This window comes from Pseudomonas sp. AA-38 (assembly GCF_029457475.1).
GTDB lineage: Bacteria > Pseudomonadota > Gammaproteobacteria > Pseudomonadales > Pseudomonadaceae > Aquipseudomonas.
The window spans coordinates 5,303,415-5,326,104 of record NZ_CP120359.1 but is presented as its reverse complement, the minus strand read 5'-3'; the positions used below and the strand labels follow the sequence as shown (position 1 = coordinate 5,326,104).

The window sequence follows — 22,690 nt, the reverse complement described above, 5'->3', positions numbered from 1 at the left end:
TGCAATCCGGGGACTGGACAGAACGATTTCCCGGATTTCATCCGGGCTACTCATTACTCTCGAGGCTAGGGTAACTGCAGGCCGCCGCTGGCCTTGTGCAGGGCACGCAGGTGTTCACCCAGGGCGAGCAGGTTGGCTTCGTTGGCTTCCAGTTCGGCTCGGCGCTCGGGCAGCAACAGGTTGCGCACTTCGCCGTCCAGTTCATCGCTGAGCTGGCGCAGTTGCTGCTGGCGTTCGCGGCTGCTCGCCTCCAGGCGCTCCCATTCCTGTTGCTGCGGCAGCCCGTAGCCGCCTTCGAGCAATTCGGCCGGGCGACTTAGAAAACCGCTGTTGGTCAGTATCTGCTCCAGCGTGGCGCCGGCCTTGTTCAGGCTCGGGTCGCCGGCCGCGCGGCCGGTCAGGTAGCGGCGCTTGAGTTCGTCCTGGGCGAGCAGGAGTTGTCGGCGTAGCGCCGCTTGCTCCAGCAGCAGCAGGGCGGCGCTGGTGCGCAGGTCGGCCTGGGCGAACCATTGCTGGCGCTGCTGCGCAGGTTGTGCCAGCCAGGTTTCCACGTTGTCCTGAGTGATCGGCAGGCGCTGACGCAGCACGGCGAACATGGCCTGGTAGCGGTCACGGAAAGAGTCGAAGCGGTAGCCCAGGCGCAGGGCTTCGCGCGGGTCGTCCAGTACCGAGGTGTCGGCCAGTCCGCGCGCTGCCAACATGTCCAGCAGGCCGTTGGGCAGGATGCTGTCGAGGGCTTGTAGGCGCGGATTGCCGGTACCGCTGCGCAGTAGCTTGAGGGTTTCCACCGCGCAGTTGTTGGAGATGAAGTAGTAGTCGCCGTCATAGCTCCAGTGCTGCTCGGCGGCCCGTGCCACCAGGCGCTCCAGTTCGTCGCGCGACAGGCGCAGCGGTACCGAGGCCAGGCTGCGCAGCTCGACCTTGGTGTATTCGTCGATCACCTGTTCCAGCGGCAGGACGAACAGGCGCGAAGGATAGGCGCCGGTCAGCCCGTCCCAGCTCGACAGTTGCACATCGCCGACGAAGGCGCGGTAGGACAGCACCAGGTGCTGGTCGAGATCCAACCGACAATCCGGGCCGCGCGGTCGTCCAGGTGCACAGATCACCAGGCGCAGCATGCTGTGGCCCCAGCGGCTCATCCAGGCGTCGTTGGCTTCGGCCAACAGGTAGTCCACGGCGTAGACCCGTTCGGGGTCTATGCGCGCCAGCGGCTGACGAGCGAAGTCGCGCCCGGCGTTGAGGTAGGCGTAGCCCTCGGCGCAGGGCTGGCTTGGCGGCGTCCAGTCGAAATGCTCACGGAAGTAGCGGGCCAGGGACGGGCGGCGGCAGGCGTAACTGGGGTCGAGCAGAAAGTACTCGAGGTTGACTGCGACGAACTCCAGCGGGTTGCTTAGCTCGTAGCTGTCTGGGCTGCGCGCCACCTGACCGTTGTCGATATCACGCGCGCCGCGCCGACCGACCCGTTGTGGCCAGCCGGCCAGGTCAAGCAGGTGTGGATCGTCGCTGAGGGTAAAACGGCGCTCGGTCTGGCCGCGACAGGCATCTGGCAGCCCGACCAGCCCTGTGGATTTGGTGCGTTGCCGGCACAGGACGATCTGCCGGCGTTGGGCGGCGGGCCAGAGGCGGGCGCGGTCGTAGAGATGAGTCAGCTCATGCAGCAAGGTGGCCAGCAGTTCCTGGCGCTGGGTGCCATGGGGGCGACCGGTGCGGTTCTGCGCTGCCGAGCCATCGACCAGTTTCGGCAGCAGTCCGGCGTTGAGTTCGATACCGCTATAGCGCCCGACCTGGCCGTACACCTCGGCCGGCATGTCGGCTCGCCAACTGACCCGCACCTGGCGATCCAGGCGTTCGACGAAGCGCGGCGGCAGTGCTGCCATGGCCTCGTCAAGCAGGGCATGGCTGGCCTGGCGTTGGCCGGCGTCGAGGCCGCGGTTGTCCAGGGTCAATCGCAATTGCGCCTGGGCGACGCCTGCGGCCAGGGCCAGCAGCGCGCCGCAGCACCAGGCGGCAAGGCGTATCACAGGGCGAGGATGGCTTCGGCCAGTTGCAGATCGCTGGCGCTTTGCGCCTCGGGCAATTGCTGGCGGAGGGTTTGCAGCGCAGCTTCCAGTTGTGCGCCGCGAATCTCGCCAGCGCTGGCGACGAAGCTGGCGGCATCGTCACGGGCCTGTACCACGGCTTTCATGTCACGTATCGAGGTGGTGGTATCGGAGGTGAAGTTGATGCTGCGATCCAGGGCGCGCACCACGATGTTACTGGTGGCGACCACGGTTTGCGCCTGGGCGATACCGCTGAACAGGGCGCAGGCAGCTAGGGCGATGACGAGTGAACGACGCATGAGATAGCTCCGGGAACTGCAGGACGGACGATTGGACGCGCCCTGGCCAGCGCGGTTCCGCTGGCGAGGGTGTCGCCGTAGTTTACGGGGCGAGGGCGCGGCGGTCAGCAGCGGCGCGGTGCATTCAGCGCGCGAGGATGGCGCTGGCCAGTTGCAGGTCGCTGACGCTTTGCAGGGCCGCCGACTGGCTCCGCAGATAGCGCAGTGCACTTTCCAGTCGAACCCCGCGCACCTGGCCATTGCTGGCGATGAAGCTGGCGGCATCATCCTGGGCGGCCTGCACGACCTTGCTGTCGCGCAGCGAAGAGGTGGCGTCCGAGCTGGCTTCTGCGCTGCCCGCCAAGGCACTGCCGAGGGTATCGGTGGTGGCGACGAAGCTGCTCGCAGAGGCAGCGCCTGCCAGTGTCATCAGGAGGGTGAGGCTGATCAGGTAACGGGTGTGCATGGCAAGGCTCCGAAAATGCCGCCTCGTTATCGTTGAGCGGTCAGGCGAGCTTATGCAGGGCGTGAATAAAACGAAAGCCCTACCGCGCAGAAACGGTAGAGCTCTCAGAAGATCCCGTAACGGGATGGAGCAAAGGGGTATCAGCGCCAGAACGGCTTCTGCAGTTCGAGGTAACGCTGATCTTCGGTGATGCCGGCGTCGGCCAGCAGGCGGGCATCGAGTCGAGCCAGTTGACGACGGCTGACGATGCGGCGCTGCCACTGGGTGACGGTGGCGATCACGCGGAGCGGCCAGGGGGACTTGTCACTGGCGGCGCTGTGGGTCTGGAGCAGGGCGGAACTGAGGGTACGTTCCATGATGTTCATCCTTCCGCTTGTGGCGGGGTGTGTTTGCTGTCGATGGGCAAATTATCCCGAGCGCGGAGAAGACCCAGTAGTCACAGATGGAGAAAATTGTCGTGCTATTAGATAGGTTGCTTTGTAACTGTTATGTCAAAATTTGATTTAACTGTACCGGTAATAAGTGAAAATACTGGGTGCAACCATAATTCTCAGTGTTTTTAACTGGGTGCAACCCAAAAAATACAGCCTTTCAAGCAGTACAGTTTGGAATTGATTGGCTTTTGTTTCTGACCTGAAAATCAATTTTTTCCGAGAGCCCGGACACAAAAAACCCGGCACGAGGCCGGGTTTCCTGTCGGGTTGGTCAGCGCTTATTCAACGGCCTTGACCATGTCCTCGATGACCTTCTTGGCATCACCGAAGACCATCATGGTCTTGTCCATGTAGAACAGTTCATTGTCCAGGCCGGCGTAGCCGCTGGCCATCGAGCGCTTGTTGACGATCACGGTTTTGGCCTTGTACGCCTCGAGGATCGGCATGCCGGCGATCGGCGACTTCGGATCGTTCTTCGCCGCCGGGTTGACCACGTCGTTGGCGCCAAGCACCAGCACCACGTCGGTCTGCCCGAATTCGGAGTTGATGTCCTCCATCTCGAACACCTGCTCGTAGGGCACCTCGGCCTCGGCCAGCAGCACGTTCATATGGCCCGGCATACGACCGGCCACCGGGTGGATCGCGTACTTCACGGTGACGCCGCGGTGGGTCAGCTTCTCCGCCAGCTCCATCAGCGCGTGCTGGGCACGGGCCACTGCCAGGCCGTAACCGGGGACGATGACCACGGTGTCGGCGTTGGTCAGCAGGAAGGCGGCGTCGTCGGAGGAACCCGACTTGACGCTGCGTTGCTCCTGGCTGCCCGCGGCGGCACCCGCGTCGGCATCGGCACCGAAACCGCCGAGGATGACGTTGAAGAACGAGCGGTTCATCGCCTTGCACATGATGTACGAGAGGATGGCGCCCGAGGAGCCCACCAGGGAGCCGGCGACGATCAGCATGGAGTTGTTCAGCGAGAAGCCGATACCGGCCGCTGCCCAGCCCGAGTAGCTGTTGAGCATCGACACCACCACCGGCATGTCGGCGCCGCCGATGGGGATGATGATCAGCACGCCGATGACGAAGGCCAGGGCCACCAGGATGGCGAAGGCGCGGATGTCGCCAGTGAAGGTGAAGTACAGGCCCAGGGCGACGATGGCGATGCCCACCAGCAGGTTCAGCAGGTGCTGGCCCTTGAACACCACGGGCGCGCCCTGGAACAGGCGGAACTTGTACTTGCCCGACAGCTTGCCGAAGGCGATCACCGAACCGGAGAAGGTGATGGCGCCGATGGCGGCACCGAGGAACAGCTCCAGGCGATTACCGGCTGGAATCGCATCATCCAGGGCGGCGACGATGCCCAGCGACTGCGGCTCGACCACGGCGGCGATGGCGATGAACACGGCGGCCAGGCCGATCATGCTGTGCATGAAGGCGACCAGTTCCGGCATCTTGGTCATCTCGACACGCTTGGCCATGATTGAGCCAGCGGTACCGCCGACCAGCAGGCCGACGATGACGAAGCCGATGCCCTGCACGGCCAGTTCAGCGCCCAGCTTGTGGATCAGGCCGACGGTGGTGAGCACGGCGATGGCCATGCCGACCATGCCGAACAGGTTGCCGCGCCGCGAGGTGGTCGGGTGCGACAGACCCTTGAGCGCCTGGATGAAACACACCGAGGCGACAAGGTAGAGAACGGTGATCAGATTCATGCTCATCGCTTACTTCTCCACCTGGGCCTTGGGGGCCTTCTTCTTGAACATTTCCAGCATGCGCCGGGTGACCAGGAAGCCACCGAATACGTTCACCGCCGCCAGGGCCACGGCCAGGGTGCCCATGGCCTTGCCCAGCGGGGTGACGGTGAGCGCGGCGGCCAGCATGGCGCCGACGATGACGATGGCGGAAATGGCGTTGGTCACGGCCATCAGCGGGGTGTGCAGGGCCGGGGTGACGTTCCACACCACGTGGTAGCCGACGTAGATGGCCAGCACGAAGATGATCAGGTTGTAGATGCCGTCGGAAATCAGATCCATGTTGTGATCCTTTGTAGTTCGACTATCAGGTCTCGGGACGAGGGGACGTACCCTCTCCCGCCCTTCGGGCACCCTCTCCCAGAGGGCGAGGGTCATGTGATGCCTGCGGCCCTTTTATCCGTTCTTGCGCACGACTTCGCCGGCGTTGCACATCAGGCAGGCCGCGACGATGTCGTCTTCGAGGTTGAGCTGGAACTGGCCTTCCTTGTCGATCACGAGCTTGAGGAAGTCCAGCAGGTTGCGTGCGTACAGGGCGGAGGCATCTGCCGGCACCAGGGCGGCCAGGTTGGTATGGCCGACGAAGGTGACGCCATGCTTGACCACCACCTGGTCGGCTTCGGTCAGCGGGCAGTTACCGCCCTGAGCGGCAGCCAGGTCGATGACCACGGAGCCGGGCTTCATTTCCTGTACGGTGGCTTCGTGCAGCAGCGTCGGTGCCTTGCGGCCTGGGATCAGCGCGGTGGTGATGACGATATCGGCCTGCTTGGCGCGTTCGTGCACGGCCTTGGCCTGGCGCTCCATCCACGAGGCAGGCATCGGCCGGGCGTAGCCGCCCACACCCTGAGCACACTCGCGTTCCTCGTCGGTCTCGAACGGCACGTCGACGAACTTGGCGCCGAGCGACTCGATCTGCTCCTTCACGGCCGGGCGCACGTCGGAGGCCTCGATCACCGCACCCAGGCGTTTGGCCGTGGCGATGGCCTGCAGGCCGGCGACGCCGGCACCGAGGATCAGCACGCGGGCGGCCTTCACCGTACCGGCGGCGGTCATCAGCATGGGCATGAAGCGCGGATAGTGGTTGGCGGCGAGCATCACGGCCTTGTAGCCGGCGATGTTGGCCTGCGAGCTCAGCACGTCCAGGCTCTGCGCGCGGGAGGTACGCGGCGCGGCCTCCAGGGCGAAGGCGGTGATGTCGCGGGCATTCATGCGCGCAATGGTGTCGTTGCAGAAGGGGTTGAGCATGCCCACCAGCACGGCGCCGTTCTTCATCTGCGCCAGTTCGGCGTCGGTCGGCGCGACCACCTTGAGCACCAGGTCGGCGCCGAAGGCGGCCGCATCGTTGCCAATGGTGGCGCCAGCGGCTTCATAGGCGCTGTCCGGGATGCTGGCGCTGATGCCGGCGCCGGTCTGGACGGTCACCTGGTGGCCTTGGCCAACCAGTTTCTTGACGGTCTCGGGCGTCGCGGCAACCCGCGTCTCCCCAGCATGGGTTTCGAGAGGAACACCAATGTGCACTTCTAATCTCCTGCGTGATCTTTTTTGTGAACCGGTGCACTGCGCTGGCGCGCCGGCGATTGGGGATCAGCACAACACCTGCCGGAAGAGGGCGGGCGCGGCGATTGTGCAATCGAATGCAGACCCTTACAAGAAGTTATGGAGTAAAAAAAATGGATTACTACAAGTAATGGGTCTATGAGGGATTTTTATACTGCGGCAAGCCCGCGTCATCTCTGGGGAACAGCAGGCTTTACGGGCTTTGTGCTGCACGCGCGGCATTCATCGAGCGAATGACCGTTGGTCGCATTGGCTGCAGTGTGAAAAGTCACGAACGGGGCGTTCAAAATTGTGGAATCACCCGAAAGTACTGGGCATGGCGCGCATTGGCTCAAGAGTGGCGCTGTAGTGTGACCAATTTGTTGCTACCCGTCTTGCTCATGACTTTTTTGACTTTCTCTTGCCATCTTCGTGGCGCTGGATATCGCCCTCGCGGTAGGCGCTTGCTTGCAGCAGGAGCCAGTCGCGGAAGGCCTTGAGCGCCGCCGACTCGGCCTTGCGCTCCGGCACCATCAGGTAATAGGCGCGGTCGTTGTTCGGTACCGCACGATCGAGGGCAATCACCAGGCTGCCATCCTGCAGCTCGCGCTGGATCAGGAAGGGCGGAATCAGCGCCACACCCATTTCGTGCCGCGCGGCCTGGGCGAGCATGGAAAACAGCTCCAGGCGCGGGCCGGTCATGTCACGGGAGACATTCATGCCCTGAGCCGCGAACCATTGGCGCCAGGCATAGGGGCGAGTGGTCTGCTGCAGCAGTGGTAGCGTTGCAATGCGCTCGGCTGTGACCGGGCTCTCGCCGAGCAAGGCCGGGCTGCACACCGGCAGCAGGTGCTCGTGCATTAAAAAATGCGCCTCGGTACCTGACCATTCGGCATCGCCATAATAGATGGCGGCATCGAAATGGGTGTCGGCGAACAGGAAGGGACGGGTGCGGTTGGTCAGGTGCACCGTTACCTGCGGATGCAGTTGCTGGAATGTGCGCAGACGCGGCAGCAGCCATTGTGTGCCGAAGGTGGGAACCACTGCCAGCTCGATGCTGCTGGTGCCCTGGTTGCCCATCAGTGCCAGGGTGTCGCGCTCCACCGCATCCAGTTGCGCGGCCACCTTGCGGCTATAGGCGACGCCGGCCTCGGTCAGCACCACGCCGCGCCGTGAGCGGCGGAACAGCTCGACATTGAGAAAGCTCTCCAGTCCACCGATCTGCCGGCAGATTGCGCTTTGCGTCAGGCTGAGCTCATCGGCGGCCTTGGTGAAGCTCTGATGGCGCGCAGCAGCCTCGAAGGCGACCAGTGCGGCGGTGCTGGGGATCTTGCGGCGCATTTATGCAAAGGCCTCACTCATGAGCCATGAATATAGTCTTGCAGGCTATCTTGAAGTGAGTAAAAAGCACAGATCTGTGCAAATTCTGCGTTTGCCCGTCGCACCAGGTCGGCCTAGGATCGGTGTCATTCATCGACTGCTCTATTCACTGCTTCGAGGTTTTTCGCGATGGCCAAGGCAAGCTTCAACTGGATCGACCCGCTCCTGCTCGATCAGCAACTGACCGAAGAAGAGCGCATGGTGCGTGACAGCGCCCAGCAGTTCGCCAATGACAAACTGGCGCCGCGCGTGCTGGAGGCTTTCCGTCACGAGCGCACCGATCCTGCGATCTTCCGCGAGATGGGCGAAACCGGCTTGCTTGGTGCGACTATCCCTGAGGCATACGGCGGCAGCGGCCTCAACTACGTGTGCTATGGCCTGATCGCCCGTGAAGTGGAGCGTATCGACTCCGGTTACCGCTCGATGATGAGCGTGCAGTCGTCTCTGGTCATGGTGCCGATCAATGAGTTCGGCAATGAAGCGACCAAGCAGAAATACCTGCCCAAGCTGGCCAGCGGCGAATATATCGGCTGCTTCGGCCTGACCGAGCCGAACCATGGCTCCGATCCGGGCTCTATGGTGACCCGCGCCAAGAAGGTCGATGGCGGCTACCGCCTGAGCGGTAGCAAGATGTGGATCACCAACAGTCCCATCGCCGACGTATTCGTGGTCTGGGCCAAGGATGATGCCGGCGAGATTCGCGGCTTCGTGCTGGAGAAGGGCTGGGAGGGGCTGTCTGCTCCGGCGATTCACGGCAAGGTCGGCCTGCGCGCTTCGATCACCGGTGAGATCGTCATGGACAACGTGTTCTGCCCCGAAGAGAACGCCTTCCCCGATGTGCGCGGCTTGCGCGGCCCCTTCACCTGCCTGAACTCTGCCCGTTACGGCATCAGTTGGGGGGCACTGGGCGCTGCCGAATTCTGCTGGCACACCGCGCGTCAGTACGTGCTCGATCGCAACCAGTTCGGCCGGCCGCTGGCGGCCAATCAGTTAATCCAGAAGAAGCTGGCGGACATGCAGACCGAGATCACCCTCGCCCTGCAAGGCTGCCTGCGTCTCGGTCGGATGAAGGACGAAGGCACCGCCGCGGTGGAAATCACCTCCATCATGAAGCGCAACAGTTGCGGCAAGGCCTTGGACATCGCCCGTATGGCCCGCGACATGCTGGGCGGCAACGGCATCAGCGACGAGTTCGGTATCGCCCGTCACCTGGTCAACCTCGAGGTGGTCAACACCTATGAGGGCACCCATGACGTGCATGCGCTGATCCTTGGTCGCGCGCAAACCGGCATTCAGGCGTTTTTCTAACGGTAGTAGGGTGCGCTATGCGCACCACCGAGTGGTTCATGGTGCGCGCGGCGCACCCTACGGAGTTCTCATGGCCGGTGCCCTTTCCCATATCCGTGTGCTCGATCTTTCCCGCGTACTCGCCGGCCCCTGGTGCGGGCAGATCCTCGGTGACCTGGGCGCCGAGGTGATCAAGGTCGAGCGGCCGGGTACCGGCGACGATACTCGGCACTGGGGCCCTCCTTATATAAAGGATGCCGAGGGCAACGACTCGCGGGAGGCGGCCTATTTCCAGAGTGCCAACCGCAACAAGCAGTCGCTGACCCTGGATTTCACCCAGCCCGAAGGCCAGCGCCTGGTGCGTGAGCTGGTCACGCAGTGCGACGTGCTGTTGGAGAACTTCAAGGTCGGCGGGCTGGCGGCCTATGGCCTCGACTACGAGTCCTTGAAGGCGATCAACCCGCGCCTGATCTATTGCTCCATCACCGGCTTCGGCCAGACCGGCCCCTACGCCAAGCGTGCCGGTTACGACTTCATGATCCAGGGCCTCGGTGGTCTGATGAGCCTGACCGGGCGACCGGAGGGGGAGGAAGGGGCTGGGCCGATCAAGGTCGGCGTGGCACTGACCGATATCCTCACTGGCCTCTATGCCACCGTTGGTGTGCTGGCTGCGCTGAATCAGCGCGAGCAGTCCGGTATTGGCCAGCATATAGACGTAGCGCTGCTGGACGTGCAGGTGGCCTGTCTGGCCAACCAGGCCATGAACTACCTGGCCACCGGTGTATCGCCCAAGCGCCTGGGTAATGCTCATCCCAATATCGTGCCTTACCAGGATTTTCCCAGTGCCGATGGCAGTTTCATCCTGGCCGTGGGCAACGATGGGCAGTTCCGCAAGTTCTGCGAGGTGGCGGGTATCGCCCATCTTGCGGACGATTCACGCTTCGCCAGCAACAAGGCACGGGTGGCGCACCGTGCCGAGCTGATCCCGCTATTGCGCCAGGCCACGGTATTCAAGACCACGGCGCAATGGGTCGAGCTGCTGGAGAAGGCTGGAGTGCCCTGTGGGCCGATCAACGATCTGCAGCAAGTGTTCGCCGATCCGCAGGTGCAGGCGCGCGGCCTGCGCCTCGATCTGCCCAATGCCCTGGGTAGCGCCACGCCGCAGGTCGCCAGCCCGTTGCGTCTGTCTGCTACGCCGGTCGCCTACCGAGCGGCGCCTCCCTTGCTGGGCCAGCATACCGATGCTCTGCTGGAGCGGCTGCTGGGCATGAGTGAGGCGCAGGTTGCCGAGCTGCGCAAGGCGGGGGTGATCTGAGGTCTTTCGTTTCGATACATGAGAGAGCTGGAAGCACCTGATCTATATATGAATATTTTTGCATGTCAGGGGTTTACAGCTCGCCAAGCTCATGTAGAATGCGCGCCTCGCTGAGACGAACCCAGGTTTGACGAAGCGCTAAGTTGTTGAGATAGAAAGAAAATTTCTTCAAAAAACAACTTGACGAAGTAACGAGGTGCTGTAGAATACGCGCCTCACCGAAGCGGAAGAAATGAAGCTGAGGTTGCTGCAAGTGGTTGAGTAGAAAGAAGTTTCTCCGGAAATAAAGTCGAAAAACAGCTTGACAGAAAGAAGGGCTGCTGTAGAATGCGCGGCCTGGTTGAGGCGAGAGGCTTAGCCAACTGTTCTTTAACAACTGAATCAAGCAATTCGTGTGGGTGCTTGTGAGGTAAGCCTGGTAGTCGACAGATTATCAGCATCACAAAGCAACACTCGTGAATTCGAGAGTTACTCTTTTAAGTAAGAGATTTGCGATTGCTGAGCCAAGTTTAGGGTTTTCTCAAAACCCAAGCAGTATTGAACTGAAGAGTTTGATCATGGCTCAGATTGAACGCTGGCGGCAGGCCTAACACATGCAAGTCGAGCGGATGAGAGGGGCTTGCTCCTTGATTTAGCGGCGGACGGGTGAGTAATGCCTAGGAATCTGCCTGGTAGTGGGGGATAACGTTCCGAAAGGAACGCTAATACCGCATACGTCCTACGGGAGAAAGCAGGGGCCTTCGGGCCTTGCGCTATCAGATGAGCCTAGGTCGGATTAGCTAGTTGGTGAGGTAATGGCTCACCAAGGCGACGATCCGTAACTGGTCTGAGAGGATGATCAGTCACACTGGAACTGAGACACGGTCCAGACTCCTACGGGAGGCAGCAGTGGGGAATATTGGACAATGGGCGAAAGCCTGATCCAGCCATGCCGCGTGTGTGAAGAAGGTCTTCGGATTGTAAAGCACTTTAAGTTGGGAGGAAGGGTTGTACGTTAATACCGTGCAATTTTGACGTTACCGACAGAATAAGCACCGGCTAACTTCGTGCCAGCAGCCGCGGTAATACGAAGGGTGCAAGCGTTAATCGGAATTACTGGGCGTAAAGCGCGCGTAGGTGGTTCGTTAAGTTGGATGTGAAAGCCCCGGGCTCAACCTGGGAACTGCATCCAAAACTGGCGAGCTAGAGTACGGTAGAGGGTGGTGGAATTTCCTGTGTAGCGGTGAAATGCGTAGATATAGGAAGGAACACCAGTGGCGAAGGCGACCACCTGGACTGATACTGACACTGAGGTGCGAAAGCGTGGGGAGCAAACAGGATTAGATACCCTGGTAGTCCACGCCGTAAACGATGTCAACTAGCCGTTGGAATCCTTGAGATTTTAGTGGCGCAGCTAACGCATTAAGTTGACCGCCTGGGGAGTACGGCCGCAAGGTTAAAACTCAAATGAATTGACGGGGGCCCGCACAAGCGGTGGAGCATGTGGTTTAATTCGAAGCAACGCGAAGAACCTTACCTGGCCTTGACATGCTGAGAACTTTCCAGAGATGGATTGGTGCCTTCGGGAACTCAGACACAGGTGCTGCATGGCTGTCGTCAGCTCGTGTCGTGAGATGTTGGGTTAAGTCCCGTAACGAGCGCAACCCTTGTCCTTAGTTACCAGCACCTCGGGTGGGCACTCTAAGGAGACTGCCGGTGACAAACCGGAGGAAGGTGGGGATGACGTCAAGTCATCATGGCCCTTACGGCCAGGGCTACACACGTGCTACAATGGTCGGTACAAAGGGTTGCCAAGCCGCGAGGTGGAGCTAATCCCATAAAACCGATCGTAGTCCGGATCGCAGTCTGCAACTCGACTGCGTGAAGTCGGAATCGCTAGTAATCGTGAATCAGAATGTCACGGTGAATACGTTCCCGGGCCTTGTACACACCGCCCGTCACACCATGGGAGTGGGTTGCTCCAGAAGTAGCTAGTCTAACCTTCGGGGGGACGGTTACCACGGAGTGATTCATGACTGGGGTGAAGTCGTAACAAGGTAGCCGTAGGGGAACCTGCGGCTGGATCACCTCCTTAATCGAAGACATCAGCTTCTTCATAAGTTCCCACACGAATTGCTTGATTCATAGTCGAAGACGATGCTGTAACGCGACCCTGTTATAGGTCTGTAGCTCAGTTGGTTAGAGCGCACCCCTGATAAGGGTGAGGTCGGCAGTTCAAATCTGCCCAGACCTACCAATTGCTTGGTGCAGAAGATTACGGGGCCATAGCTCGGCTGGGAGAGCGCCTGCTTTGCACGCAGGAGGTCAGCGGTTCGATCCCGCTTGGCTCCACCACTCTCGCGCGTTGCGGTAGAAGGAAAGAGTTCAGAAATGAGCGCTTCAGGGTAGACCTGGTGAGTGCTGATTTCTGGTCTTTTGACCGGTAGAAACATCGTTCTTTAAAAATTTGGATATGTGATAGAAGTGACTGATTGATTGCTTTCACTGGCAATTGATCTGGTCAAGGTAAAATTTGTAGTTCTCAAGACGCAAATTTTCGGCGAATGTCGTCTTCACGATTGAGACAGTAACCAGATTGCTTGGGGTTATATGGTCAAGTGAAGAAGCGCATACGGTGGATGCCTTGGCAGTCAGAGGCGATGAAAGACGTGGTAGCCTGCGAAAAGCTTTGGGGAGTCGGCAAACAGACTGTGATCCAGAGATGTCTGAATGGGGGAACCCACCTAGGATAACCTAGGTATCTTGTACTGAATCCATAGGTGCAAGAGGCGAACCAGGGGAACTGAAACATCTAAGTACCCTGAGGAAAAGAAATCAACCGAGATTCCCTAAGTAGTGGCGAGCGAACGGGGACTAGCCCTTAAGTTGATTTGAGTGTAGTGGAAGGCTCTGGAAAGTGCCGCCGTAGTGGGTGATAGCCCCGTACACGAAACGCTCTTATCAATGAAATCGAGTAGGACGGGGCACGAGAAACCTTGTCTGAACATGGGGGACCATCCTCCAAGGCTAAATACTACTGACTGACCGATAGTGAACCAGTACCGTGAGGGAAAGGCGAAAAGAACCCCGGAGAGGGGAGTGAAATAGAACCTGAAACCGTATGCGTACAAGCAGTGGGAGCCTACTTTGTTGGGTGACTGCGTACCTTTTGTATAATGGGTCAGCGACTTATATTCAGTGGCGAGCTTAACCGAATAGGGGAGGCGTAGCGAAAGCGAGTCTTAATAGGGCGCTTTAGTCGCTGGGTATAGACCCGAAACCGGGCGATCTATCCATGGGCAGGTTGAAGGTTAGGTAACACTGACTGGAGGATGAACCGACTACCGTTGAAAAGTTAGCGGATGACCTGTGGATCGGAGTGAAAGGCTAATCAAGCTCGGAGATAGCTGGTTCTCCTCGAAAGCTATTTAGGTAGCGCCTCGTGTATCACTGCTGGGGGTAGAGCACTGTTTCGGCTAGGGGGTCATCCCGACTTACCAAACCGATGCAAACTCCGAATACCAGCAAGTGTCAGCACGGGAGACACACGGCGGGTGCTAACGTCCGTCGTGAAAAGGGAAACAACCCAGACCGTCAGCTAAGGTCCCAAAGTTATGGTTAAGTGGGAAACGATGTGGGAAGGCTTAGACAGCTAGGAGGTTGGCTTAGAAGCAGCCATCCTTTAAAGAAAGCGTAATAGCTCACTAGTCGAGTCGGCCTGCGCGGAAGATGTAACGGGGCTCAAACCATACACCGAAGCTACGGGTTCATCCTTTGGATGAGCGGTAGAGGAGCGTTCTGTAAGCCTGTGAAGGTGAGTTGAGAAGCTTGCTGGAGGTATCAGAAGTGCGAATGCTGACATGAGTAACGACAATGCGAGTGAAAAACTCGCACGCCGAAAGACCAAGGTTTCCTGCGCAACGTTAATCGACGCAGGGTGAGTCGGCCCCTAAGGCGAGGCAGAAATGCGTAGTCGATGGGAAACGGGTTAATATTCCCGTACTTCTAGTTACTGCGATGGAGGGACGGAGAAGGCTAGGCCAGCACGGCGTTGGTTGTCCGTGTTTAAGGCGGTAGGCTGGTTTCTTAGGTAAATCCGGGAGATCAAGGCCGAGAGCTGATGACGAGCGTTCTTTTAGAATGCGAAGTGGTTGATGCCATGCTTCCAGGAAAAGCTTCTAAGCTTCAGGTAACTAGGAACCGTACCCCAAACCGACACAGGTGGTTAGGTAGAGAATACCAAGGCGCTTGAGAGAACTCGGGTGAAGGAACTAGGCAAAATGGCACCGTAACTTCGGGAGAAGGTGCGCCGGTGAGGGTGAAGCATTTACTGCGTAAGCCCATGCCGGTCGAAGATACCAGGCCGCTGCGACTGTTTATTAAAAACACAGCACTCTGCAAACACGAAAGTGGACGTATAGGGTGTGACGCCTGCCCGGTGCCGGAAGGTTAATTGATGGGGTTAGCGCAAGCGAAGCTCTTGATCGAAGCCCCGGTAAACGGCGGCCGTAACTATAACGGTCCTAAGGTAGCGAAATTCCTTGTCGGGTAAGTTCCGACCTGCACGAATGGCGTAACGATGGCGGCGCTGTCTCCACCCGAGACTCAGTGAAATTGAAATCGCTGTGAAGATGCAGTGTATCCGCGGCTAGACGGAAAGACCCCGTGAACCTTTACTATAGCTTTGCACTGGACTTTGAGCTTGCTTGTGTAGGATAGGTGGGAGGCTTTGAAGTGGGGACGCCAGTTCTCATGGAGCCATCCTTGAAATACCACCCTGGCAACCTTGAGGTTCTAACTCTGGCCCGTCATCCGGGTCGAGGACAGTGTATGGTGGGTAGTTTGACTGGGGCGGTCTCCTCCCAAAGAGTAACGGAGGAGTACGAAGGTGCGCTCAGACCGGTCGGAAATCGGTCGTAGAGTATAAAGGCAAAAGCGCGCTTGACTGCGAGACAGACACGTCGAGCAGGTACGAAAGTAGGTCTTAGTGATCCGGTGGTTCTGTATGGAAGGGCCATCGCTCAACGGATAAAAGGTACTCCGGGGATAACAGGCTGATACCGCCCAAGAGTTCATATCGACGGCGGTGTTTGGCACCTCGATGTCGGCTCATCACATCCTGGGGCTGAAGCCGGTCCCAAGGGTATGGCTGTTCGCCATTTAAAGTGGTACGCGAGCTGGGTTTAGAACGTCGTGAGACAGTTCGGTCCCTATCTGCCGTGGACGTTTGAGATTTGAGAGGGGCTGACCTTAGTACGAGAGGACCGGGTTGGACGAACCTCTGGTGTTCCGGTTGTCACGCCAGTGGCACTGCCGGGTAGCTATGTTCGGAAGAGATAACCGCTGAAAGCATCTAAGCGGGAAACTTGCCTCAAGATGAGATCTCACTGGAGCCTCGAGCTCCCTAAAGGGCCGTCGGAGACTACGACGTTGATAGGTTGGGTGTGTAAGCGCTGTGAGGCGTTGAGCTAACCAATACTAATTGCCCGTGAGGCTTGACCATATAACACCCAAACAATCTGCCCTCGTGCAGAGGGTGTCGATGGTGAAGTCGACAGAAAGCCGAAAATTTGCAAGAACTACAAAGCCTCTATCACGTATCCAAGGGATAGCGTCTAACGACGAGATCCCAACCGAATTGCTTGACGACCATAGAGCGTTGGAACCACCTGATCCCATCCCGAACTCAGTAGTGAAACGACGCATCGCCGATGGTAGTGTGGTGCTTCACCATGTGAGAGTAGGTCATCGTCAAGCTCCTATACGAACGCCCTGATCAGGTAACTGGTCGGGGCGTTCTTCTATGTGCGCGAAAAATGGCAGGTGGCGGTGAGAGTCCCGGAGTGCCGGCCAGATCATCGTCAAGCTCCTATACGAAACCCCAGATCGCCAACGCGGTCTGGGGTTTCTTCTTTGCGCCGGGAAAAGCCGAAACCTGGCGTAGGGTGCGCTGTGCGCACCGAAGCACCGGGGGCATGGGCCATGTGCGCGCGGCGCACCCTACGCTGGCTGACAGAGCCGTGTGCCGTGCTAGACTCGCGCGCTTTCGATCTGTGTGATTTCTCACCGTGCCGCACACCGCTTCCGCTCATGCCCCCTGTTGGCTGCCCCTGGCCCGGCTGGATCCGCAGCCTGCTGCCGATGTGAGCGGCTGGCTGTTCAACGAGGACTCGCTGACCCGCCGCCTCACCGCCCTCTCCGCTGGTGGGTTCTCGGTGACGCCCCTGCAGGAGGGCTGGCAGGCTCTGCGCCAGGACGAATGTGCCGCGCTCGGCGTGGCCGCTGGCAGCCAGGGCTGGGTGCGTGAGGTGTACCTGCGCGGCCATGGGCAGCCCTGGGTATTCGCCCGCAGCGTGGCCGCTCGCAGTGTGCTGGAGGGCTCTGGATTGAACCTGGCGGAGTTGGGCAGTCGTTCGCTCGGCGAGCTGTTGTTCAGTGACAAGGCCTTCGACCGGGGTGAGCTTCAGGCCTGCCGTTACCCCGCCGCCTGGTTGCCGGCAGAGGTGTGTGCGGAACATCTGTGGGCACGTCGTTCATGCTTCAGCCGTGGCGCCTTGGGCGTGCTGGTGGCCGAGGTCTTTCTGCCGGCCTTCTGGTTGGCGGCGGGTATCGAGGCGTAAGGAGAAAACCGCGCAGTGTTTCTCACCGGCATCTGCGCGACGCGAAGGCGCAGCCGTACCTGTCCCTGTGCCTGCATCGGTGGCTGAAAAAAGCGTCGACTACGCGCCCTGATCCACCCTACGCTGGCATGCCCCGTATAATCCGCGCAACCTGCACGGAGACGCTTCGATGTATACCCGCCTGCTGCAATCGACCAATCGCCTGCACCCGCGTGCCTGGGACTTCATCCAGTTGATGCGCCTGGATAAGCCCATCGGCATCTACCTGTTGCTCTGGCCCACCTTGTGGGCGCTGTGGGTCGCTTCGGCAGGACTGCCCAGCATGAAGAACTTGTTGATCTTCGTCTTCGGCGTGATCTTCATGCGCGCGGCCGGCTGTGTGATCAACGACTACGCCGACCGCAATTTCGACGGCCATGTCAGTCGCACCCAGTTGCGCCCGCTGGCCAGCGGCAAGATCAAACCACGCGAAGCGCTGGTGTTGTTCGCCGTGCTGGTGGCGATGAGTTTCGTGCTGGTGCTGTTCACCAACGGCACGACCATCTGGCTGTCCTTCGGCGGCCTGGCCCTGGCGGCCTGCTATCCCTTCATGAAGCGCTACACCTTCTACCCGCAGGTGGTGCTGGGCGCCGCGTTCTCCTGGGGGATGCCGATGGCGTTCAGCGCTGTCAGCGGTGAGTTGCCACCTCCCGAAGCCTGGCTGCTGTATATCGCCAACCTGCTGTGGACGGTGGCCTACGATACTTATTACGCCATGGCCGACCGCGAGGACGACCTGAAGATCGGGGTGAAGTCGACCGCCATTCTGTTCGGCGATGCCGACCGTCTGATCATCGCCACCCTGCAGGGCCTGGCACTGCTCTGTCTGCTGCTGGCGGGCGCGCGTTTCGAGCTGGGTGTGCCCTTCCAGCTCGGTTTGCTGGGGGCTGCTGCCTGTTTCGTCTGGGAGTACCACAGAACTCGTCGGCGCGAGCCCATGGTCTGTTTCCAGGCCTTTCTGCACAACCATTGGGCAGGCCTGGCGATCTTTGCCGGAATCCTGGCCGATTATGCGCTGCGCTGAGCATCGGCCTGTCATATCGCTGCAATAATTCCGTTATCTAATGCGGCGCACGACAGCATAACGAGCAGAGGCAAGGCCAATGGTTGGCAAGAACATCCTCATCGTCGACGACGAAGCACCGATCCGTGAAATGATTGCGGTTGCCCTGGAAATGGCCGGCTACGAATGCCTGGAGGCAGAGAATGCGCAGCAGGCGCATGCCGTGATCGTCGATCGCAAACCCGATCTGATCCTGTTGGACTGGATGTTACCCGGCACCAGCGGTATCGAGCTGGCTCGCCGTCTCAAGCGTGACGAGCTGACCGGCGACATCCCGATCATCATGCTCACCGCGAAGGGTGAAGAGGACAACAAGATCCAGGGCCTGGAAGTCGGTGCCGACGATTACATCACCAAGCCCTTTTCGCCGCGCGAACTGGTGGCACGTCTCAAGGCCGTGCTGCGCCGCGCCGGCCCCAGTGACAGCGAAGCGCCGATCGAGGTCGGTGGTCTGCTGCTCGACCCGGTCAGCCATCGCGTGACCATCGATGGCAAGCCGGCCGAGATGGGGCCGACCGAATATCGCCTGCTGCAGTTCTTCATGACCCATCAGGAACGCGCCTATACCCGTGGCCAGTTGCTCGATCAGGTCTGGGGTGGCAACGTCTACGTCGAGGAGCGCACGGTGGACGTGCACATTCGCCGTCTGCGCAAGGCGCTGGGTGAGGTCTACGAGAATCTGGTGCAGACGGTACGTGGCACTGGCTATCGTTTCTCCACCAAAGGCTGATAGCGCGCACCTGTTGCCCATGCCCGCTGCAAGACAAGGAAGCGTTTCATCGTGAACCAAGACTGGCGTGGCGCCGTAGTGCGCCGCTTGCTGCTACTGATCGGTGTCTGCCTGCTGCTTGGTTTCATCACCGGGGAATATGCCTGGGTGCTGGTCATCGGGCTTGCCCTCCACCTGGGGTGGACGCTCAGCCAGTTGCTGCGCTTGCACAAATGGCTGCGCGAGCATCGCCCGGATGAGCCCCCGCCCGACGGCTACGGCCTGTGGGGTGAGGTATTCGACAGCATCTACCACTTGCAGCGGCGCAACCAGAAGGCGCGTGGGCGTTTGCAGGCGGTGATCGACCGGGTGCAGGAATCCACCGCTGCGCTCAAGGATGCCGTGGTGATGCTCGACAGCCATGGCAACCTGGAGTGGTGGAACCTGGCGGCAGAAACCCTGCTGGGCCTGAAGACCCCTCAGGACAGCGGCCAGCCCCTGGCGCACCTGCTACGCGATCCCCGTTTCAAGGAGTATTTCGAGCGCGGCAATTATGCCGAGGCGTTGGAAATTCCCTCGCCGGTCAGTGATCGTCGGCGTCTGCAGATGCACATTACCCAGTACGGCAATCGTGAACACCTGCTGCTGGTGCGTGACGTCACCCGTCTCCATCAACTGGAGCAGATGCGCAAGGATTTCGTCGCCAACGTTTCCCATGAGCTGCGCACGCCACTGACGGTGATCGCCGGCTACCTGGAAACCCTGTTGGACAACGTCGAGGCGGTGAATCCCCGCTGGTTGCGTGCGTTGCAGCAGATGCAGCAGCAGGGCGCGCGCATGCAGACCCTGCTCAATGACCTGCTGCTGCTGGCCAAGCTGGAGGCTACCGATTACCCCTCCGACAACCAGCCGGTGGCGGTCGACCTGCTGCTGCTGTCGATCAGGAACGACGCCCAGGCGCTGTCGGGCGACCAGCATCACCGTATCAGCCTGGAGGCCGATGCCCATCTCAAGCTCAAGGGCAGCGAGGCGGAGCTGCGCAGCGCCTTCTCCAATCTGGTATTCAACGCCGTGAAGTACACCCCGGCCGGTGGCGACATACAGATTCGCTGGTGGGGCGACGAGCAGGGGGCGCACCTGTCCGTGCAGGACAGCGGCATGGGCATCGAGGCCAGGCACCTGCCACGCCTGACCGAGCGCTTCTATCGGGTCGACTCCAGTCGTGCCAGCAATACCGGCGGTACCGGGTTGGGGTTGGCGATCGTCAAGCACGTGCTGCTGCGCCATCGCGGCCGTCTGGAGATCGTCAGCGCACTGGGCCAGGGCAGTACCTTCACCTGTCACTTCGCGACGGCACAGGTGGTGCAGCGCGGCCGCTGATGACTTGCAATCGCCGCGCACAGCCCCCAACCTAAGCCGATCATTAGCCAAGCCTGACATCCATGGATCCTTCCACGAGTCTTTCCTCCTCTGCTTATCTGGCCGACTTCGGCCTCATGCTGTTCGCCCTGTTCCTGGTACTGCTCAACGGTTTCTTCGTCGCTGCCGAGTTCGCCATCGTGCGCTTGCGTTCCACCAAGGTGGATAGCCTGGCTGAGGCCCATGGCTGGCGTGGGCGTATCCTGCGCACCGTGCACAACCAGATGGATGCTTACCTCTCCGCCTGTCAGTTGGGTATCACCCTGGCGTCGCTGGGCCTGGGCTGGGTCGGTGAGCCGGCCTTCGCCGAGCTGCTCACGCCGTTGCTCGGTGCTCTGGGTATCGAATCGCCCAAGCTGGTGCATGGCATCGCCTTCTTCACCGCGTTCTCGATCATTTCCTACCTGCACATCGTCATCGGTGAACTGGCGCCCAAGTCCTGGGCGATCCGCAAGCCGGAGCTGCTCTCGCTGTGGACGGCGGCGCCGCTGTACGCCTTCTACTGGCTGATGTACCCGGCGATCTTCGTGCTCAATGCCAGTGCCAACGCCATTCTGCGCATCGCCGGGCAAGGTGAGCCGGGGCCGCACCATGAGCACCATTACAGCCGCGATGAGCTCAAGCTGATCCTGCACTCCAGCCGCGCCAGCAATGACAGCGATCAGGACATGCGCGTGCTGGCCTCGGCGGTGGAGCTTGGCGAGCTGGAAGTGGTGGACTGGGCCAACTCGCGCGAGGATCTGGTCTATCTGGAAGTCAATGCCAGCCTCGATCAGGTGTTCACCACCTTCCGCCGACACAAGTACAGCCGCTATCCGATCTTCGACGAGAGCAAGGGCGAGTTCGTCGGCGTACTGCACATCAAGGATCTGTTGCTGCAGTTGTCGCTGCTGGAGATGCTGCCTTCGGCGCTCAAGCTGGCGGATCTGATGCACCCGCTGGAACGGGTCAGCCGCCACCTGCCGTTGTCGCAGTTGCTCGAGCGCTTCCGCCAGGGCGGCGCGCACTTCGCTCTGGTCGAGGAAGCTGATGGCAAGGTGATCGGCTACCTGACCATGGAGGATGTGCTCGAGGCGCTGGTCGGCGACATTCAGGATGAACACCGCAAGGCCGAGCGCGGCATCCTCGCCTACCAGCCAGGCAAGCTGCTGGTGCGTGGTGATACGCCGCTGGCGAAGATCGAGCGCCTGCTCGGCGTCGACCTCGACCATATCGAGGCCGAAACCCTCGCCGGGCTGATCTACGACAGCCTCAAGCGCATGCCCGAGGAAGAAGAGGTGCTGGAGACCGAGGGTCTGCGCATCATCGTCAAGAAGATGAAGGGGCCGAAGGTGGTGCTGGCCAAGGTGCTGAAGATCGATTGACTGCGCCTGCCACCGCTCGCTCGGACGGTGGCAGGCGACCTCCTTTTGCTCGATTCCTCCCATGCGAAGCGTCTGGTGTCAGGCCTCGTTCAGTTTCGCAACCACTCATCGTATTTACCGAATCGCAGTCGCCTGGGGCAGTCTAGGAGTTTGCGTCGCACCATTTTGGTGAGCGGCGTTATTCACTCATTGCCAAGGATATAGCCATGCAACTGACCAGAATGACCCCGAAAGCGACTCTTGCCCTGTGCCTGGCGGGCGCCTCGCAGGCCTATGCCGATTCGGTCACCGACCCGATCTCCACCTTCGGCGTGATCGCCTCGCACAATCAGTACAAGCTCACCGTGGATGACGACAGCGACAAGGAACGCCTCAACCAGGGCGGCCTGTTCTACCACTTCGGCAACAAGCTGACGGGGCAGGAAGGCTTCATCTACCAGGCCGGCATCGAAGGCCAGTACCGCGACAAGGATGATGTCGAATACAAGTCCGCGCGGGCCGATATCGACCTTGGCCTGCGTGCGGCACTGAGCACCAACAATTACGTCGACCTGATCGTCGGCGGCGGTTATGACTGGGGGCGCATCGAGCAGGATGACGTCGGCCCGTTCGACAGCAACGTCAAGCTCACCAGCAAGTCGCCCTTCGCCAAGGCGGGTTTGGGCTACAACTACCTGACGCCGAACTACACCCTGCGCCTGGAGGTCGGGGCACGCTACTCGATCAACTCCGAGGCACGTCTGAAGGTCGATGGCGACAGTGACTCGGTGGATCTCAAGGACAAGGTCAACCCTTATGGCGAGCTGACCATGCTGTGGAACAAGGGCATCAACAATGTCCCTATCAGCACCAGCCTGTACTACACCCAGACGCGCTACGAGCTGGACAGCAACAGCGAGCTGGCCGAGCGCAGCAAGCTCAAGCAGGAGCAGGTGGGCCTGCGCGTCGGTCTGGCATTCTAGGCCTGGTAGGCAGTACCGCAGCGCCCGGTTCGTCCGGGCGCACCGCGCTTCA

General features: G+C 60.3%; 16 protein-coding genes, 2 tRNA genes and 3 rRNA genes. 13 read left to right on the top strand and 8 right to left on the bottom strand.

The window, feature by feature from the left end; translation table 11 throughout:
- Positions 1-65 precede the first annotated feature (65 nt).
- From PVE35_RS24500 to PVE35_RS24465, 8 genes are all read right to left on the bottom strand, one after another.
- The gene (locus PVE35_RS24500; RefSeq protein WP_277373254.1) at positions 66-2,021 is read right to left on the bottom strand and encodes a DUF4105 domain-containing protein; all 1,956 of its coding nucleotides are present in this window, start codon (positions 2,019-2,021) and stop codon (positions 66-68) included.
- Complete coding sequence (locus PVE35_RS24495; protein ID WP_268179842.1) at positions 2,018-2,338, bottom strand: DUF2388 domain-containing protein; 321 nt, start codon at positions 2,336-2,338, stop codon at positions 2,018-2,020. Before PVE35_RS24495 ends, PVE35_RS24500 begins: the two co-directional genes overlap by 4 nt.
- Positions 2,339-2,462: 124 nt before the next feature.
- Entirely contained in the window at positions 2,463-2,783 is a 321-nt protein-coding gene (locus PVE35_RS24490) for a DUF2388 domain-containing protein (protein WP_277373253.1), read from the bottom strand.
- 140 nt (positions 2,784-2,923) lie between these two features.
- Positions 2,924-3,139 (bottom strand): DUF1127 domain-containing protein, encoded by a 216-nt coding sequence (locus PVE35_RS24485; RefSeq protein ID WP_268179838.1) that lies wholly within the window; start codon positions 3,137-3,139, stop codon positions 2,924-2,926.
- 356 nt (positions 3,140-3,495) lie between these two features.
- A complete protein-coding gene (locus tag PVE35_RS24480) occupies positions 3,496-4,932 on the bottom strand; it encodes an NAD(P)(+) transhydrogenase (Re/Si-specific) subunit beta (protein WP_277373252.1) in 1,437 nt (478 codons plus the stop codon).
- Positions 4,933-4,935: 3 nt separating this feature from the next.
- Positions 4,936-5,247: an NAD(P) transhydrogenase subunit alpha gene (locus PVE35_RS24475; RefSeq protein WP_027591131.1), complete on the bottom strand. Its 312-nt coding sequence runs from the start codon at positions 5,245-5,247 to the stop codon at positions 4,936-4,938.
- A 114-nt stretch (positions 5,248-5,361) separates the two neighbouring features.
- Complete coding sequence (locus tag PVE35_RS24470; protein ID WP_277373251.1) at positions 5,362-6,483, bottom strand: Re/Si-specific NAD(P)(+) transhydrogenase subunit alpha; 1,122 nt, start codon at positions 6,481-6,483, stop codon at positions 5,362-5,364.
- Between the two features lie 417 nt (positions 6,484-6,900).
- The gene (locus PVE35_RS24465) at positions 6,901-7,842 is read right to left on the bottom strand and encodes a LysR family transcriptional regulator (RefSeq protein ID WP_277373250.1); all 942 of its coding nucleotides are present in this window, start codon (positions 7,840-7,842) and stop codon (positions 6,901-6,903) included.
- Positions 7,843-8,010: 168 nt separating this feature from the next.
- Here PVE35_RS24465 and PVE35_RS24460 point away from each other — a divergent pair, with 168 nt between their 5' ends.
- The 13 genes from PVE35_RS24460 to PVE35_RS24400 all read left to right on the top strand — a co-directional run bounded on the left by PVE35_RS24460 (position 8,011) and on the right by PVE35_RS24400 (position 22,638).
- The gene (locus PVE35_RS24460; protein ID WP_277373249.1) at positions 8,011-9,189 is read left to right on the top strand and encodes an acyl-CoA dehydrogenase; all 1,179 of its coding nucleotides are present in this window, start codon (positions 8,011-8,013) and stop codon (positions 9,187-9,189) included.
- A gap of 70 nt (positions 9,190-9,259) precedes the next feature.
- Positions 9,260-10,483: a CaiB/BaiF CoA-transferase family protein gene (locus tag PVE35_RS24455; RefSeq protein ID WP_277373248.1), complete on the top strand. Its 1,224-nt coding sequence runs from the start codon at positions 9,260-9,262 to the stop codon at positions 10,481-10,483.
- 539 nt (positions 10,484-11,022) lie between these two features.
- A 16S ribosomal RNA gene (locus PVE35_RS24450) occupies positions 11,023-12,557 on the top strand.
- Positions 12,558-12,642: 85 nt separating this feature from the next.
- Positions 12,643-12,719, top strand: a tRNA-Ile gene (locus PVE35_RS24445).
- A 22-nt stretch (positions 12,720-12,741) separates the two neighbouring features.
- A tRNA-Ala gene (locus tag PVE35_RS24440) sits at positions 12,742-12,817 on the top strand.
- A gap of 257 nt (positions 12,818-13,074) precedes the next feature.
- Positions 13,075-15,965 (top strand): 23S ribosomal RNA (locus tag PVE35_RS24435).
- 138 nt (positions 15,966-16,103) lie between these two features.
- A 5S ribosomal RNA gene (gene rrf / locus PVE35_RS24430) occupies positions 16,104-16,219 on the top strand.
- The 16S, 23S and 5S rRNA genes sit together here with 2 tRNA genes alongside, the layout of an rRNA operon.
- A gap of 311 nt (positions 16,220-16,530) precedes the next feature.
- The gene (locus PVE35_RS24425) at positions 16,531-17,082 is read left to right on the top strand and encodes a chorismate lyase (RefSeq protein WP_277373247.1); all 552 of its coding nucleotides are present in this window, start codon (positions 16,531-16,533) and stop codon (positions 17,080-17,082) included.
- Positions 17,083-17,251: 169 nt separating this feature from the next.
- Entirely contained in the window at positions 17,252-18,145 is an 894-nt protein-coding gene (gene ubiA, locus PVE35_RS24420) for a 4-hydroxybenzoate octaprenyltransferase (protein WP_277373246.1), read from the top strand.
- 79 nt (positions 18,146-18,224) lie between these two features.
- Entirely contained in the window at positions 18,225-18,914 is a 690-nt protein-coding gene (gene phoB / locus PVE35_RS24415) for a phosphate regulon transcriptional regulator PhoB (RefSeq protein WP_268179822.1), read from the top strand.
- A 51-nt stretch (positions 18,915-18,965) separates the two neighbouring features.
- Positions 18,966-20,273: a phosphate regulon sensor histidine kinase PhoR gene (phoR, locus tag PVE35_RS24410; RefSeq protein ID WP_268179820.1), complete on the top strand. Its 1,308-nt coding sequence runs from the start codon at positions 18,966-18,968 to the stop codon at positions 20,271-20,273.
- Positions 20,274-20,335: 62 nt separating this feature from the next.
- Positions 20,336-21,676, top strand: a complete 1,341-nt coding sequence (locus PVE35_RS24405) for a hemolysin family protein (protein ID WP_277373245.1) — start codon at positions 20,336-20,338, stop codon at positions 21,674-21,676.
- Between the two features lie 206 nt (positions 21,677-21,882).
- Entirely contained in the window at positions 21,883-22,638 is a 756-nt protein-coding gene (locus PVE35_RS24400) for an outer membrane beta-barrel protein (RefSeq protein ID WP_268179817.1), read from the top strand.
- Positions 22,639-22,690 lie beyond the last annotated feature (52 nt).